We start from the raw sequence: 16,015 nt of genomic DNA on the forward strand, positions 1-16,015 counted from the left end.
GACGGACGCTGACGAGGCCGCGCGGCGGCGGCGGAGCGTGGTGGCGGTGGTGCCGCCGGCCCGGCCCCGCAAGCTGGCCAAGGTGCCCTTCGTCGAGCTGGCCGACGGGCGGTTACAGGGAGTGGTGTCCAGCGGTTCCGACATCGAGCGGGTCTACGTCTCGTCGGTGACCGCCGGTGACCACGCCTACCACTGCAGCACCAACAACAACCGGCCCTGCGGCGGGCTGCGCGGCGCGCCCTGCAAGCACCTGGAGGCCCTCGCCGACGAGGCCGTCCTCCAGTACGGCGTCGACCGGGTCGCCCGCTACCTGCGGGTGGACGCCGGCGACGGTACGCAGACCGGGGTCGAGCTGCTGTCCCGGCTGGACGCCCGGCACGAGCCGACCTCCGCCGCCGTGGTGTTCAGCCGGTTCCTGCGCCACCTGGCCTACCTCGAACTCCCGGCCAGCGCCACGGCACTGCCCGAGCTGCACTGGTTCCCGTCAACCGGGGCAGGTCGCTGATGCTCGGCACACAGCTGGCGCAGCTGCACGGCGACGCCCCCACCGGGCTGGCCGACGCCGACGACGTGGTCGCCGGATTCGACGAGGCCCTGCTGCGGGGCTTCGCCCGGGTCGGTGAGGCGGACACCCTCGCGCTGACCGCACTGGCCGGCGCGGTCGCGGGCACGCCGCTTCGTGAGCGGGTGGCCGAGGCGGTGGGCAAGGTGACCGCCGGGTCCGGCGGTCAGGAGCACCTGGCCGCCCTGGCCGGAGCCCGTACGGCGCTGCTGGGCGCGAACCACGACGCCCTGACCGCCCGGTTCGACACCGCCCTCGGGCGGGAACGCACGGCGTGGACGGCACCCGCCGGTGAGCCTGCCGACGGCTCCCCCGCCCGCGCCGCCGCCCGGTCCTGGCTGCACGAGACGGCGCTGGCCGGATGGCGGGGCATCGACCACGAACTGCTCTCCGCCGTCGGCACGCCGGTCGAGGCGGCGCTGGCCGAGCCGCAGTCGCGCCGGCTGGCGGTGCTGCTCGACGGGCTCGCCGCCGAGCTGCGGGCCGGGATGCCGGTGGCCACCATGGCGCAGCCGCCGGTACGCCGCTGGGCGGACCTGTGGTCCCGTGGCGTGCTGCTGGCCCAGGACGGGCCGGTCCCCGACCCGACAACCGGCACCACCCTGGTCAGCGGTCGCCTGCTGCCGCTCGGGGTCGACATCCACGAGCACGAGACCGCCGTCCAGGTGCAGCTGCACGCGATCCTCGAACCGGCCGACGCCGGCACGCCCCGGCTGGTCCGGGTCACGGTGGGCGCGGCCAAGGTCGCCACGATCGGTGGGCCGGCGGTGTGGCGGCTGCTGTCGGCGTACCCCGTGCTGCTCACCGCGATCGCGCAGCGGCGGGCGCTGACCGTGACCGACCTGCCCGCGTACGGCGGCGACCTGCACTGGGTCGACGAGCAGGCGCAGGCCGGCGAGCCCGCCGACCCGTTCGCCACCGCCCGGGTGCTGCTCGGCACGGCGACGGCGGCGGCCACCCCGCCGCTGGACCGGCACCCGGCGGCGATCGCCGAGCCGGTGCTGCTGGAGGGTTACACCGTGCACGACGCCGGGTCGACCGTCGACCTCGGCGGGCAGCGCCTCGCGGTCGCCCTGGACCGGCTGCCCGCCGGTGGGCCGCTCACCCCGGCGCTGGTCGCCGCCTCGTCGTCCTGCCTGGGCCTGGCCCGTTTCGACGGCGGCCGGTGGCTGGTGCAGCCACTGGCGGTGCAGGCCACCGTCAAGCGCCGACCGGTCGAGGCGCACAACGGCGACTGGGCCGACGGGGTGACCGACCCGAAGGTGGCGAAGGCCGAGGCCAGGGCGGGCGACGCCGTGGCCGTGCTGCGCGAACGCGCGGGACGGTTGCTGCGCCGATGAGCGAGCCGATCCCGCCGACCGATGCCGTGACACCGGGCGACGCCGTGACACCGGGCGACCTCGCCGCCGCCAACCGCCGGCAGGTGCTCTACTGGCGGCTGCTGGGGCGGCTCTTCGACCCCGACGAGCAGCCCACGCTGGAGTCGGCGAGCGTGGCCGTGGTCGACGACCTCGGCCTGCCCGCCGCCCTGCTGGACCCGACCGTGTCGGTGGACACGGTGGTGCAGCGCTTCCCCGCGCTCGCCGACGAACTGCGGGGCCTGCTCGCCCCCGACCCGGCCGGCGACCGACCCGCCGAACCGGCCGGCTCCATCGACGATCGGCCGGGCGACGACACCGCCACCGACGCCGTGGTCCCGCAGGTCCCGGCGACGGAGGCGACCACCGACGGCGCAGGCGCGCCGGGCGGGGGTGACCCTGCCGACGGCGGGGGCCACCGGCCCGGTGAGGCCGAGGTACGCCGGGCCGCGCTGGTGTCGAAGCTGCTGCTCAACGTCTTCGGCACCGGGTCCGGACCGGTCAGCGCCGGCCAGTTGGCCCGGTGGCAGGCCGACGCCGGCTGGTTCGAGCAGGCGCTCGGCTGCCCTCCGGGCGAGCTGCGTCGGCAGGCCGGCGGGTTGGGCGCCACCCTCACCGGCCTGGAGGGCGACCTGGTCCGCCGGATGCACCTGCGGGAGGTGCTCGCCGATCCGAAGCTGGCCGCCCAGCTCACCCCCAGCATGTCGCTGATCGAGCAGCTGCTGCGGGACAAGTCCAACCTGTCCGGGGTGGCGCTGGCGAACGCGAAGTCACTGATCCGGCGGTACGTCGACGAGGTCGCCGAGGTGCTGCGGACCCAGGTCGAGCAGACCACCGTCGGCACGATCGACCGGTCGGTGCCGCCGAAGCGGGTCTACCGCAACCTCGACCTCGACCGCACCATCTGGCAGAACCTCACCAACTGGAGCCCGGAGGACGAGCGCCTCTACGTCGACCGGCTCTACTACCGGCAGACCGCCCGCAAGACCACCCCGTCCCGGCTGATCGTGGTGGTGGACCAGTCCGGGTCGATGGTCGACTCGATGGTCAACTGCACCATCCTCGCCTCGATCTTCGCCGGGCTGCCCAAGGTGGACGTGCACCTGATCGCGTACGACACCCGGGCGTTGGACCTGACCCCGTGGGTGCACGACCCGTTCGAGGTGCTGCTGCGCACCAAGCTCGGTGGCGGCAACGACGGGCCGGTGGCGATGGCGATGGCCCGCCCCAAGATCGTCGAGCCGCGCAACACGGTCATGGTGTGGATCTCGGACTTCTACGAGTTCGACCGATCCCAGCCGTTGTTCGACGGCATCGAGGCGGTGCACCGCTCCGGGGTGCGGTTCATCCCGGTCGGCTCGGTCAGCAGCTCCGGCCAGCAGAGCGTCAACCCCTGGTTCCGGCAGCGCCTCAAGGACCTGGGCACCCCGGTGCTCTCCGGTCACATCCGCAAACTCGTCTTCGAGCTCAAGAGCTTCCTCACCTAGGAGAATCACCCCTCATGTCCGAGATGTTGCGTGCCCCCGCCGAGGTCAAGTACGCCGACGAACTCGACTACCTGGAGTCGGTCGACACCGGCCCCAAGCCGTTCTCGTGGCGGTTGAGCCCGCGCATGGTGCGGCTGTTCGTCCTCGGCTCGGAACGGGCCGACGGGCTGGATCGGGAGATCCCGCAGAAGTGGTTCGGTGACCGCAGTTTCGTCGAACGCAGCATCGTGACCCTGGCGTCGGACCGGGGTCTGCTGCTCATCGGCGACCCCGGCACCGGCAAGAGCTGGCTGGCCGAGCTGCTGTCCGCCGCGATCTGCCGCAACTCGACGCTGGTGGTGCAGGGCACCGCCGGCACCACCGAGGACCACATCAAGTACTCGTGGAACGTCTCGATGGTCATCGCCAAGGGCCAGTCCCGCGAGTCGATGATTCCGTCGCCGATCATGACGGCGATGGAGCAGGGCGTGGTGGGCCGCTTCGAGGAGCTGACCCGTTCCACCAGCGACGTGCAGGACGCGCTGATCTCCATCCTGTCGGAGAAGTACGTCTCCATCCCCGAGCTGAACGACGACAACATCGTCTTCGCCCAGCCCGGTTTCTCGATCATCGCCACCGCGAACAGCCGCGACCGGGGCGTCAACGACCTGTCCTCGGCGTTGAAGCGCCGGTTCAACTTCGTCCGCATCCCGGTGGTCACCAACAAGCGCAGCGAGGCGGAGATCGTCCGGTTCCGCACCGAGGAACTGCTGCGCCGGCACCGCATCGAACTGGACGTGCCGCCCACCCTGCTGGACATCCTGTTGCAGAGCTTCGCCGACCTGCGGGCCGCCGCCGCGTCGGCGACCAGCGACGACGAGAAGCTGGAGTCGGCGCTGTCCACCGCCGAGCAGATCGGGGTGCTGGAGGACGCCATCCTGCACAGCCAGTTCTTCGGCGACCGGGCCCTGCGGGTGGAGACGCTGGCCTCCTCGCTGGTGGGGTCGCTGGCCCGACGCAGCCCGGAGGACCTGGCGATCCTCAACAAGTACCTGCACGGCGTGGTGGAGCCCCGGGCCAAGAAGAACGGCGAGGGCTGGGCCGGCTTCCTCGACGGCGGTCGCCAGGCGATCGCTTCGCTGTCGTGACCACCGCCGACACCGGCACCGCCGCGCCGCCCGGCGTCGCCGGGGCCGCAGCCGGCGGGGTGACCACCGGGCCGTTCGGGGCGCTGCGCGAGCAGCTCACCGACGCGGCGGCCACGTTCGCCGGTTCCGCCGACGCGCTGGCCGGCATCCTCGCCGGCATCGTCGACGACGTCGACCGGGCGCTGGGCGAGCGGTTGGAGATCTTCCCGGTCTGTCACCACTCGCCGGCCTCGGCGCTGGCGATGGTCCGCCGGCTGCGGCACAAGCAGCCCAAGGTGATCTACCTGGAGCTGTGCGAGGATCTCCAGCCGCTCCTGGGTGAGCTGCGCAACTGCCGGCTGCCGGTGGCGGTGCAGGCGTTCGCCTCCGAGCTGGACGGTTTCCCCGCCGAGTGGGGGCCGCTGAGCGTCGTCGCCCCGGTCACCGAGGCGTCCGCCGAGTACCAGGCGATCGCGTACGCGCTGGAGACACCCGGGGTGGAGCTGGTGCTGGTGGACCGCTCCACCGACCACGTCTTCCAGTGGTCACCGCGCGGCGACGCCGGGGCGGGCACCGATGCGCCGGCCGACACCGTGCCGGAGGTGGCGGGCGGCGAGGCCGGTGAGCAGACGGCCCTGCACGGCGACGCGGTCGGCGTGGAGATCGGCGACCTGCGGCCCCGGTTCGCCGAGCTGGAGGCGTACCTGCTGCACCACGGCAAGGTGCGGCACTGGTCGGAGTGGTGGGACCAGTACGTCGAACGGCCCCTCGCCGACGCCGACCACGACACCTACCGGCAGGTGATGGTGCTGATCGGCAGCCTGTTCCGCCGGCTGCGGCCGGCCGGGTCGGACCGTACCGAGCGCGACGAGGACCGGGAGCGCTACATGTGGACCCGGATGCGGGAGCACCTCGCCGCGTCCGGGGCCGACCCGGCGGACTGTCTCTACGTGTGCGGCGCGTTCCACGCCGCCAGCCGGGTCGAACAGTTCGGCCTGGACTCCCCCGCCCCGGATTTCGCGATCACCCCCCGCACCGGCACCCGCTGGCGGTACGGGCTGATCCCGTCGAGCCACTCGGCCATCGAGGCGCAGTTCGGACTGGCACCGGGGTCGGTGTCGATTGCCGCCGCCAACTGGACGCGGGCGGTCGGCCGGTCGGGTCTGACGCCGTACCGGCTCGACGGCCAACGGGGCGGCAAGGGCGGCCGGGGCAGGCGCAAGGCCGCCCCGCCGGTCGCCGCGCCGGCCGGCCCGGTCGCCGACCGGCTCACCGGCTTCCTCGCCGCGCCTCCGGCGCTGGACGGGCTGGACGAGGCGGAGCTGCGCGGGTGGTGCGTGGACATCGTCCGGTTGGCCCGCCGCAACGGGTACCTGGCCAGCACGGCCGACGCGATCGCGGTGTTCGAGACCTCGATCCTGCTGGCCGGGTTGCGCAACCGGGCCCGGCCCACCCCGTACGACTTCGCCGACGCGGCGGTGACCTGCATCGAGAAGGACGTCGTGCCGGGGCGGCGGGACGTGCGGCGGCTCTGCGAGATCCTGCTCGGCGGGGACCGGATCGGGCAGGTCGGCTACGACGCCCTGCCGCCGCTGGCCCGCGACGTGCTCGACCGGCTCCAACCCCTCGGCCTGGACCTGGAGAAACGCACCATCCAACGGGCCCTGCTCGACCTGCACGCCACCCCGGCGCTGGCCGGCTGCTCGGATCTGCTGTGGATGCTGCGGCACCTGCTGCCCGCCGACGCGGTCCGCCCGATCATGGGTGAGCGCCGGTTGGGGCACCGGTCGATCCAGGAGAGCTGGGATCTGGCGTTGGGCCGGCACCAGCGGGCGCTGATCGAGCTGGGCTACGAGGGAGTGACCGTCGAGCAGGTGCTGGAGCAGCGGCTGCGGCGCTCGGTCCGGGGCCCCGACGCGACGGCCGCCGGCGCCCTCGCCGCGGTGGAGGACGCCATCCGGTTGCTGGACAGCCCCCGACTGGTCGACGAGTTGGGCGCGCGGGCCGTGGAACTGCTGTCCACCGAACGCACGGTGGACGACGCCCCGGAGGTGCTGCGGCGCATCCGCCGGTTGCTGGCCCACCACCGGGCCACCGCGCCGACCCTGCCGGCCTGGTGCGAGGCGTTCGTGACGACCGGGTACGCGCACTACTGCACCCTGCTGCCGACCGCGTTCGTCGAGGAGGAGACCGGGGTCCGGCAGGTCGGGGCGATGCTCGGCTTCCTGTTCAGCATGGAGAGCCTGGCGCTGTCGCTGGGCTGCGACCGGTCCCAGCTCGAACTCGCGGTGGCCCAGTCGCATCCGGAGAGCCCGGCCAAGGTCGCCCTGCTCTGGGCGGCCCGGCACCAGCTCGGCCTGCTGCCGCTGGCCGAGTTGCGGCAGCGCTGCGCCGACCTGCTGGGTAACCCGCTGGTGGTGCCGGCGTTCCCGAGGTACCTCTCCGGTTTCGTGCACGCGCTGGAACCGGTGCCGGGGCTCGCGCCGTTCGTGGTGGAGACGATGTCCACCGCGTTCGCCCGGTTGCCCGACCCGGTGCTGCTGCCCTGGCTGCCCACGCTGATCACCACCCTGCGCGAGCACGGCCCAGAGCTGGTGCCGCTGCTGGTGCGGGAGGCGGCACGCACCTTCCCGGGGACGCTGCCCGAGTTGGACGCCTGGGTGCCGCCCTGGATGGGACCGCCGGCCGGGCCCGCCCCGGTGACCCGGCCGGGCGCACCGACGGGTCAGGTGCACGCCCTGCTCACGGCGCATCCGGTGGCGGTGGACGCGGTCGCCGGGCTGCTGGGCTGCGACGGCGGCTGGTCGGAGCCGGTCGACACCCCGGCGGGGTCGGCGGCGGCGACGCTGCTGCTCGCCCATCCGGACACGGTGGAGGCGGTGTCGGTGCTGCTCGGCTGAGGGCCGGCGGGTGTGCCGAGGTGGCTGCTGGCCCGGGCGCCCGCCGGTCACCCGTGGGGTGCCGCCACCGCAGGTGTGGTGGCGGCACCCCACGGCCGGGTCACCGGGTGGGGGTCGTCGCCGGATCGCCGGGGTGGGTGGTCAGGGCCGGGTCACGGCGTGTACGTCACGCCCGGGTAGTCGGCCTGCGCCTGGACGAACTGCGCCTGCCAGTCGGCGGGCCAGCCGCCGAATGCGGTGGTGGCCAGCGGCTTGAGGCTCACGCCGGCCGCGCCGCTCCAGAAGTGCACGAACTCCCCCCAGTTCAGATCCCGGGCGTAGACGCCGTCGAACTGGTGGAAGTGCTGGGACAGCAGCTGGAAGAACTTGTTGAGCACGACTTTGCCGCCGTAGTTCTGGTAGATCGGGTAGAACCAGTCCCGGAACCAGTACGTGTTGGCGACGGGGAAGTTGTCCGAGGTGAGCAGCTTCGCGTTCTTCCAGCGGGTGGCGTCGGTGGTCCGGCCGGTGCCGACGTAGCAGTCGTACTGGAAGATCTCGGCCCACTTGCTGTCGCCCCAGATGCCGTACGCGGGTGAGCCGTTCACGCCGAACGCGGTGAACTCGACGGTGTGGTTCATCTCGTGGGAGATGACGTCCTCGTTGAGGTCGGTGTTTCCCCAGCCGCCGCCGCTCATGTCGTTGACGTCGCGGAATGCCGTGTTGGGGTCGAACTGGCTCAGCGCGAACCCGCCCGATCCCGCGTCGTCGTGCAGCACCTCGTACAGCCGCTGGCCGCTGAGGTTGCCGTAGTTGGCCTGGACGTACTCCCAGATCTGTTTGGCGTAGTCCTTCACCCAGGTCAGGTCGGTCGAGGCCAGTCCCGGGTCGCGGTAGACGGCCACGTTGGCGTCGTAGTAGTAGCGGGTGAGCGTCTCGTTGGGGGCGTGCCAGGTCTCGGTCCAGGTGGTGGCCGGGGTGGCGCTGAGGGTGGTGGTGTCGGCGGTGGCGTAGCCGGAGTTGCCGGCCACCCCCTCGGCCCGCAGCCGGTAGTAGTAGTGGGTGCCCGCCGGCAGTTTCAGGTTGTGGAACTTCGTGGTGCTGGCCGGCAGCACGTACGCGGTGCTCCAGGTGGTGCCGTTGGTGGAGCGTTCCAGCCGGTAGGCCGTCTCCCACCGGGTGTTGTCGGTCCAGGTGAGCCGGATCTGGTCGGTGGCCGCGGTGGCGAGCAGGCCGGTGGGTGCGGCCGGTGCCGGGGTGGTGGCGGTGGTGGTCCCGTAGATCTGCCACTCGCCGATCTGCATGTTGACCGACCCGTTGGTGGCGGTCACCCGCAGCCGGTAGTAGCGGTAGGCGGTGGTGTTGCTGAACGAGTAGGTGTTGCGGTGGAAGCCGGTGACGAACGTCTGGTTGCTCTGGGTGTCCAGCGGCGTCCAGCTGCCGCCGGTGGTGGAGGCCTCGAAGACCCAGTTGCGCGGGTTGCGGTCGGGCCAGTCGTTGGCGGAGGTGACGGCGTAGCTGGTCACCACGGCCGCCGTGGTCGCCTCGAATTGGATCCAGCCGGCACCGCTGTAGGTGAAGTACTTGCGGTAGGGCGTGTTGTCGATGACCTTCTCGATGCCCTCGTCGCCGGTGGTCGACCACTGGTCGGTGATCGTGCCGGGGGTGTCGGTGATGTCCACCGCGGCGGCGAGGTGGACCCCGGCCAGATGGCTCGGGGTCCCCGCGAGGAGCAGGACGATCGCGGCCACCGCGGCGAGCAGGGGCAGTGCCGTGCCCGCAGGGCGGCGGCGGATCGGGTCAGCGCGCATGGAGTGGGTTCCTCTCGGCGTGGTCGGTCCTGTCCGGTGCGTGCCGGGAGCCGATGTCACCTCCCGGTGACCCCCGCGCACGCGACATGACGACCCGCCCGGTGCTTCCCGGGACCGGGTCGTGGAATAAGTGGCGGGGAATGGCTCCGAAATGGATTCGCCAGAAGCTTGACGAACAGGCCGGACGACACCGGAATAGCATTCGATGCGGATGCCGCCGACCACTCCCCGTTGGCCTTCTGCGAACCGAATACTAGTTGCGGCATAGCAAGCGGTCAATGAGACCTCTTTCTCACCAATGAACCGTAATACAACCGCATAGATATCCCACGCGTGGGAGGCGACCCGGGACGGCAGCCGGGGCCACGACAGGTGGTGGCCCGGCCACCGGCCGGGCCGGGCGCGCGGCAGCGCTGGCCGGCCGTCGTTCACTCCCACCCCGTGCACCGTGCAGCGGCTGTTCACCCTCCTTGCGGAGGCTTCGTCACCGACACGGTCGACATCCGGATCACGTGGAGGGCTCCGCAGTGCAGCACAGGGATTCCGAGGACGCCACAGGCGGTCAGCTGTCCCGCCGCCAGCTGGTGAAGTACGCGGGCGTCGGCGCGACGCTCGCCGCCGCCGGCCCGTTCGTGGGCGTCGAGGCGGCCCACGCCGATCCGGACCGGCAGGATCAGGCGACGGCCGGATCAGATCGGGCCGACAACCGGAGCTGGCGGGCCGGCGACCACCACATCCACTCCGAGTACAGCGGGGACTTCGACACCTCGACGAACCCGCCGACGTTCCGCAAGGGCGCCGACGCGGTCTACCCGATCGTCACCAATGCGATCATGGCGAAGAACTTCGGGCTGACCTGGGCGATGTGCACCGACCACGGGGGACCGACGCACTCCAAGGTGAACCTGGAGCAGGCGTACCCCGATCTGCTGCGGTCCCGCCGGCTGGTGCCCGAGGTGCTGCAGTTCTGGGGGATGGAGTTCGACGCCCCGGCGATGGACCACCACACCCTGATGATCCCCCGGCACGCCGACGAGGCGAAGCAGCTCTTCGAGCTGGAGAGCCGGTTCGCCAAGCGGGACCCGTTCCCGGCCGACCCGGGCCGCGACACCGAGGCCAAGATGGTGGAGTTCCTCCGGGTGGCCCGGACCATGCCGCACAAGCCGCTGGTGATCGCCCACCACACCTCCCGCTCGGCGACCGGGCTCGGAGTGTACGGGCAGGACCTCCCGCACGAGTTCCGCAACGGCAACGACGCGGCCCCGGACGTGTACGTCGGCTTCGAGGGCGCCCCGGGCCACCAGGCGGGGCCGCTCAACGGCAGCGCCCGGGGCGGCTACGGCAACCACCCCACCTACGGCGGCTACGACCAGGCGACCGCCCGGGTCGGCGGGCTGTGGGACGCGCTGCTCGGCGAGGGGCGACGCTGGTGGATCACCGCGACCTCCGACTCACACGTGCACTGGACCCGGGGCGGCACCGACTTCTGGCCGGGTGAGTACAGCAAGACCTACGTGCTGGCCCGACAGGAATACCACGACATCATGGACGGGCTGCGGCACGGGCGGATCTTCGTCACCACCGGTGACCTGATCACCCGGCTCGACGTCACCGTCGGCAGCCAGGGGCGCTCGGCCGGATCGGGAGAGACCCTCACGGTCAGCCGCCGCGACCGTACCGACGTGGACGTCGAGATCAGGTTCCGGCCGCCGGCCGGCACGAACGCCAACGGCGACCGGCCGCAGGTCCGCCGGGTCGACCTGATCGTCGGCCGGGTGACCGGTCCGAGCGTCGACCGGGACGCCGACACCAACCCCACCACCGCCGTGGTGGCCCGGTTCGGTCCGCGCGACTGGCGGCAGCAGGGCGCGCAGTACGTCATCCGGCACACCCTGCGCGACGTCGGGGTCGACAGCTACCTGCGGGTGCGCGGCACCAGCACCGACGAGGCCGAGCCGCTGGCCGACGGGCTGGAGAGCCCGTGGAACGACCTGTGGTTCTACTCCAACCCGGTGTTCGTCCGGGTGCGTTGACCGTCCGGTCCCGGCCCGCCGTCGGCGGGCCGGGACCGCCCGCACCGGGTCGACGACGTTGAATATGATCAGGGGTACGACGAAGGCCAACCCGGCAGACGATGGTCCACGGTGGACGCCGGAACTCGCCACCAAACGCCCGCATTCGAGCGGGTGTGGGGCAATTGGCGAATCGCGTACCGGCCCCGGGTTGTGAATCTTGACCACCCGAAAGCGCAGGTCATACGCTCCGGGCACCCTTGATTCATTTCCCGGGAAGGGAAACGAAACGCCTCATGCGAACGCCGATAATCCGCTCCGCCTCGCTTTCCCGCCAGCGGTTGGCCAGCGCCACCGCCATCGTCCTCCTGGCCGGAATCACCCCCCTGGTGGTCGGCCCGTCCGCCTCCGCCGCACCCCCGACGACGTGTAGCACCGATCCCGCCGACCGCCTGGCCTCGGTGCCCAGCCCGGAGAGCTTCCTCGGCTTCCCGCTCGGCACCGGCCAGGAACGGGTGGTCACCAACGAGGAGGTGCGGGGCTACCTCGACGCCGTCGACACCGCCTCGAAGCGGGTCGTCACCGGCGTCATGGGCACCAGCGTGCTCGGCCAGCCGCTGCCGTACGCGATCGTGTCCAACGAGCGCAACGTCCGGCCGGCCGTGCTCAAGGGCATCGCCGAGGACGTCCGCTCGCTGCGCGACCCCCGGACGGTCAACCAGCAGCAGGCCGGTGAGATCGCCGAGGCGGCCCCGGCCATCGTCTGGGTGACGGCCAACGTGCACGGCGGCGAGAAGAGTGGCACCGATGCCGCCCTCAAGACCCTGTACGAGCTGGCCGCCGGGCTCTCCTGCGAGGTCGAGCAGCGCAACGACAACCTGATCACCGTCATCGTGCCGACGCAGAACCCGGACGGCCGCGACGCCAGCCGCCGGCAGAACGAGTACGGCTTCGACATGAACCGGGACTGGTTCGCCCGCACCCAGCAGGAGACCGACGGCAAGCTCGAACTGATGCGGAAGTATCCGCCGCAGGTCTTCATCGACGCGCACGAGATGGGCGGCCGGCAGTACTTCTTCCCGCCCAACGCCGACCCGATCCACCACGAGATCTCCGGCGAGGCGGTCGACTGGATCAACCGGATCGGCGAGGCCAACAAGGCCGGCTTCGGCTACAACGGCGCGTGCGACGCGACGGTGACCACCGAGTGCTACTTCAACTACTCCACCTACGACCTGTTCTTCATGGGGTACGGCGACACGGTGCCGGCCGCCGGCTTCGGTGCCGCCGGGATGACCTTCGAGAAGGGCAGTTCGTCGGCGGTGGCCGACCGGGTGCAGCAGCAGTTCCACACCCAGTGGTCGACCCTCGGTTGGGCGGCGGCGCACAAGGGTGAGGTGCTGAACGGCTGGTACAAGGTCTGGAAGGACGCGCTCGCCCAGGGCCGGGCCGGCGCGCTGGAGCCCAACGAGGTGGTCCAGCCGACCAACACCGTGCAGTTCCCGGTGCCGGCGCAGACCATCAGGTCGTACTTCCTGCTGCCCGACCGGCAGCTCGCCGACGCCCGCCAGCTCGTCGAGCGGCTGCGCCGGATGGACGTCGAGGTCTACCAGGTCAAGAAAGCCGTCAAGCTGCCCACCGCGAAGCTCTTCGGTGGCCGGTCGGCGACCAACCTGACCGTGCCGGTCGGGTCGTACTGGATCCCGATGAACCAGCCGCAGAAGCACTGGATCCAGGCGATCATGGGTGAGGACCCGTACACGCCGTTCCCGTACTTCTACGACGTGTCGTCGTGGAGCAACCCGCTGCTGATGGGTGTGAACGCCGTCTACACCGGCGCCGACGTCAAGCCCAACGCGGAGCTGATCGACAAGATCCAGAACACCGGTGGCGGCAAGATCCTGGCCGCGCCGCCGCTGAAGGGCTCCTACACCTACGAGCTGGACTCCGCCGCCGCGGCCGAGTTCACCTTCACCCTGCTGGGCAGGGACGTGCAGCTGGTGCGGGACCTCGACAACGGCCAGGTGGGGATGCCGGCCGGCGCGTTGACGCCGGAGCTGAACACCATCGCCAAGAAGCTGGGCGTCACGCTCACCCCGTACACCACGGCGGCCGTCGGCACCCCGATCAGCCGGCCGGACGTCGGCCTGTTCCAGGGCACCGGCATCTCCACCACCTCCGGCTCGCACGGCGAGGCCCGGTACGTGCTGGGCAAGCGGTGGGGCCTGAACCTCACCCCGGTCACCACCGCCGACATCAACGACAACACCCCCGCCTTCACCGGCCGGACGGTGCTGCTGGTGCCGGACGGCAGCAACGCCACCGGCGGGCTGACCGCGACCGGGCAGGCCAACCTGCGGGCCTGGATCGCCCAGGGCCACACCTACCTGGGCCTGCGCAACGAGGGCACCCGGATGGCCCGCGCCGCCGGTCTCACCTCGACCACCGAGAAGCCGAAGCCGACCGGCTACACGGTGATCGGCTCGCACCTGCGGGTGGACGTGGACCCGGACAGCCCGGTCGGGCTGGGGCGGCCGGCCGAGGACTTCGAGTTCAACAACAACGACCCGATCCTCACCCCGAGCAGCACCGGCCGCAACGTGCTGCGCTACCCGAGCGGGGACACCTTCTGGGCCAACGGCTACACGGTGCAGGGTGATGCGCTCAAGGGCACGGTCGCGGTGGTGGACGAGCCGACCGGGGCCGGTCGGGCGGTGCTGTTCGCGTTCAACCCGCTGTTCCGGGCGTACAACGAGAGTGGCCTGCACCTGGTGGCCAACGCGCTGCTGTACCCGGGCGGCGGCACGGCGGCCCGGACCGCGTCGCCGGTCCCGGTCGACCCGGCCCGCGCCGCCGCGGCGGCCGCCCCGGTCGCCGAGAACCTGGGCGGACAGTGGCGGCCGTTCACCCTCCAGGTGGCCGCCGGCGACCTGGCCCGCACCGAGGCGGTCGTGCAGCGGTACACCGACACCGCGCGGGTCACGGTGGCGGACGGCTCGGCGTACCTGGTGATCCCCAACCCGGCGGGTCTCCAGATCGACGAGCACCCGTTCCTGGGTGACCTGGTGCGGACGCTGCGCGCCGAGCAGGTCCCGCTGCGCTCGCTGGTGGGCTGATCCCGACCGGTCGGGGGCGGGCACCGTGCGGTGTCCGCCCCCGACCGTCCCGGCACCCCGCGCGACGCCGGGCAGGACGCGTCGGCTAGGAACATCGCATGCCCCGCTACCTGCTGTTTCCCGGCCGACATCACCTGCTGACCCGGTTCCAGGCCGACTATCTGCACCGGCTCGCCACCACCGGTCACCACGACACCCCGGACGGCGACCGGGCCGCCGACGACGGGGTGACCGTGGTGTGGGCGGTCACCTCGGCCAACCACGAGAACACCCGTCGCAACCCCGTCCCCTACCACCGGCGGGAGGCGGCGATCGAACGGTTCAGCGTGCTGGCCGGGCTGCGGTCGGTGGTGGTGCCGGTCTTCGACACCGCCGAGACCGACCGGTTCGCCGAGGTGACGCTCAAGAACGTCGCCGCCGCCGCCGGCCTGGAGCTGACCCCGGCGAACACCGTGGTCGCCTGTTCGACGCCGCAGGTGGCCGCCATGTACGCCGGGCTGGGGTTCCCGATCGCCGGGGTGGAGGCCGACGTCGAACCGACCCCGGCCCGCCCGTGGGACGTGCTGCTGCGGCTGGCCGCCGACGACCCGTCCTGGCGGGAGCTGGCCCACCCGGCGACCCTCGACGTCTACGCCCGCTACCGGCTCGACGACCTGGTCCGTTCGGTGGTCAACGACCCGGTCGTCGGGGACGAGGGCGGGCTGACCGCCACCCGCGACTACCGGACGTACGCCGAGGCGTTCGCCGACGCGGCACAGCGCAAGTGGGCGGCGGTGCGCGAGCACGTACGGCCCGGCCGGATCGTCGACGTCGGCTGCGGCGCGGGCGCGGTGCTGGAGCTGGCCGACCGGGAGCCGGCGCTGCGGGAGAGCGACCTGATCGGGGTCGAGGTGGCCCGGCACCTGTACGAGGAGTGCGTGCACAAGAAGGCCCAGGGCTTCTTCGCCAACCCGAACGTCTTCTTCTACCGCCGCAACGTGCTCGGCGGGGCGGTGTTCGCGCCCCGCTCGGTGGACACCACGATGACCTTCGCGCTGACCCACGAGATCTGGTCGTACGGCGATCGGATGGCGTCGCTGCGCCGGTTCGTGCAGGCCATCTACGACCACACCGTGCCCGGCGGGGTGTGGATCAACAGTGACGTGTGCGGGCCGGACGGCCGGGACCGGACGGTGCGGCTGCGGCTGTCGACGACCGACGGGGCGAACCCGGCCCGGCCCCGCGAGGATCTGGCGTCACTGCCGGCCGACCAGGTGGCCGCGCACCTCGCCGGGCTGTCCACCCGGGCCCGGCTGGACCAGTTCGCCGTCGACTACCGGTTCCCGTTCGGATTCCGCCCGGTCGACGACGGCACCGGCGCGGTGGTCGAGCTGCCGCTCGGCGCGGCGATGGACTTCCTCACCCGCAAGGACTACACCGACAACTGGCTGTCCGAGACGCAGGAGGAGTTCTGCGGGCTGGAGTGGGCCGACTGGAAGGCCCTGCTGGCCGACGTGGGGTTCGAGGTCGACCCGGCCAGCGGCCCGTACCGCAACGACTGGATCGTCACCCACCGGCTCGCGCCGACCGCGGCGCTGTCGACGGTGGACGGGACCCCGCTGGACTGGCCGGTGACGCACGTGCTGCTGGTCGCCCGCCGGCCGGTCAACACCTGATCCGGCGGCGGAAAGACGGAAGGCCGGGG

Annotated in this window: 9 protein-coding genes; 8 read left to right on the top strand and 1 reads right to left on the bottom strand. The window is 72.0% G+C overall.

Translation table 11 applies throughout. From position 1 onward, the window contains the following. Nucleotides 1–37 precede the first annotated feature (37 nt). Genes ACWCHM_RS12570 through ACWCHM_RS12590 form a run of 5 tightly spaced genes read left to right on the top strand, consistent with a single transcriptional unit; the run spans nucleotide 38 to nucleotide 7,413 of the window. On the top strand, nucleotides 38–505 hold the full coding sequence (locus ACWCHM_RS12570) for a hypothetical protein (RefSeq protein ID WP_204960329.1): 468 nt from the start codon (nucleotides 38–40) through the stop codon (nucleotides 503–505). Continuing rightward, nucleotides 505–1,902, top strand: coding sequence for a hypothetical protein (locus tag ACWCHM_RS12575; RefSeq protein ID WP_454222523.1), 1,398 nt, complete (start codon nucleotides 505–507; stop codon nucleotides 1,900–1,902). Before ACWCHM_RS12570 ends, ACWCHM_RS12575 begins: the two co-directional genes overlap by 1 nt. Further along, nucleotides 1,899–3,407 (top strand): VWA domain-containing protein, encoded by a 1,509-nt coding sequence (locus ACWCHM_RS12580; protein WP_281897759.1) that lies wholly within the window; start codon nucleotides 1,899–1,901, stop codon nucleotides 3,405–3,407. The genes ACWCHM_RS12575 and ACWCHM_RS12580 overlap by 4 nt, the downstream gene beginning before the upstream one ends. Nucleotides 3,408–3,421: 14 nt before the next feature. After that, a complete protein-coding gene (locus ACWCHM_RS12585; RefSeq protein WP_204959939.1) occupies nucleotides 3,422–4,534 on the top strand; it encodes an ATP-binding protein in 1,113 nt (370 codons plus the stop codon). A 59-nt stretch (nucleotides 4,535–4,593) separates the two neighbouring features. Next, a complete protein-coding gene (locus ACWCHM_RS12590) occupies nucleotides 4,594–7,413 on the top strand; it encodes a DUF5682 family protein (protein ID WP_204960330.1) in 2,820 nt (939 codons plus the stop codon). A 152-nt stretch (nucleotides 7,414–7,565) separates the two neighbouring features. Here ACWCHM_RS12590 and ACWCHM_RS12595 read toward each other — a convergent pair whose 3' ends face one another. After that, entirely contained in the window at nucleotides 7,566–9,203 is a 1,638-nt protein-coding gene (locus tag ACWCHM_RS12595) for a hypothetical protein (RefSeq protein ID WP_454222524.1), read from the bottom strand. A 527-nt stretch (nucleotides 9,204–9,730) separates the two neighbouring features. Between ACWCHM_RS12595 and ACWCHM_RS12600 the strand changes: the two genes are divergently transcribed. The 3 genes from ACWCHM_RS12600 to ACWCHM_RS12610 all read left to right on the top strand — a co-directional run bounded on the left by ACWCHM_RS12600 (nucleotide 9,731) and on the right by ACWCHM_RS12610 (nucleotide 15,986). Further along, a complete protein-coding gene (locus tag ACWCHM_RS12600; RefSeq protein ID WP_281897765.1) occupies nucleotides 9,731–11,236 on the top strand; it encodes a CehA/McbA family metallohydrolase domain-containing protein in 1,506 nt (501 codons plus the stop codon). Nucleotides 11,237–11,511: 275 nt separating this feature from the next. Next, entirely contained in the window at nucleotides 11,512–14,331 is a 2,820-nt protein-coding gene (locus ACWCHM_RS12605; protein ID WP_454222525.1) for a M14 family zinc carboxypeptidase, read from the top strand. Between the two features lie 98 nt (nucleotides 14,332–14,429). Further along, nucleotides 14,430–15,986: a class I SAM-dependent methyltransferase gene (locus ACWCHM_RS12610; protein ID WP_454222526.1), complete on the top strand. Its 1,557-nt coding sequence runs from the start codon at nucleotides 14,430–14,432 to the stop codon at nucleotides 15,984–15,986. The last annotated feature ends 29 nt before the right edge of the window (nucleotides 15,987–16,015 follow it).

The sequence above is a fragment of the Micromonospora sp. SCSIO 07396 genome, assembly GCF_053667945.1.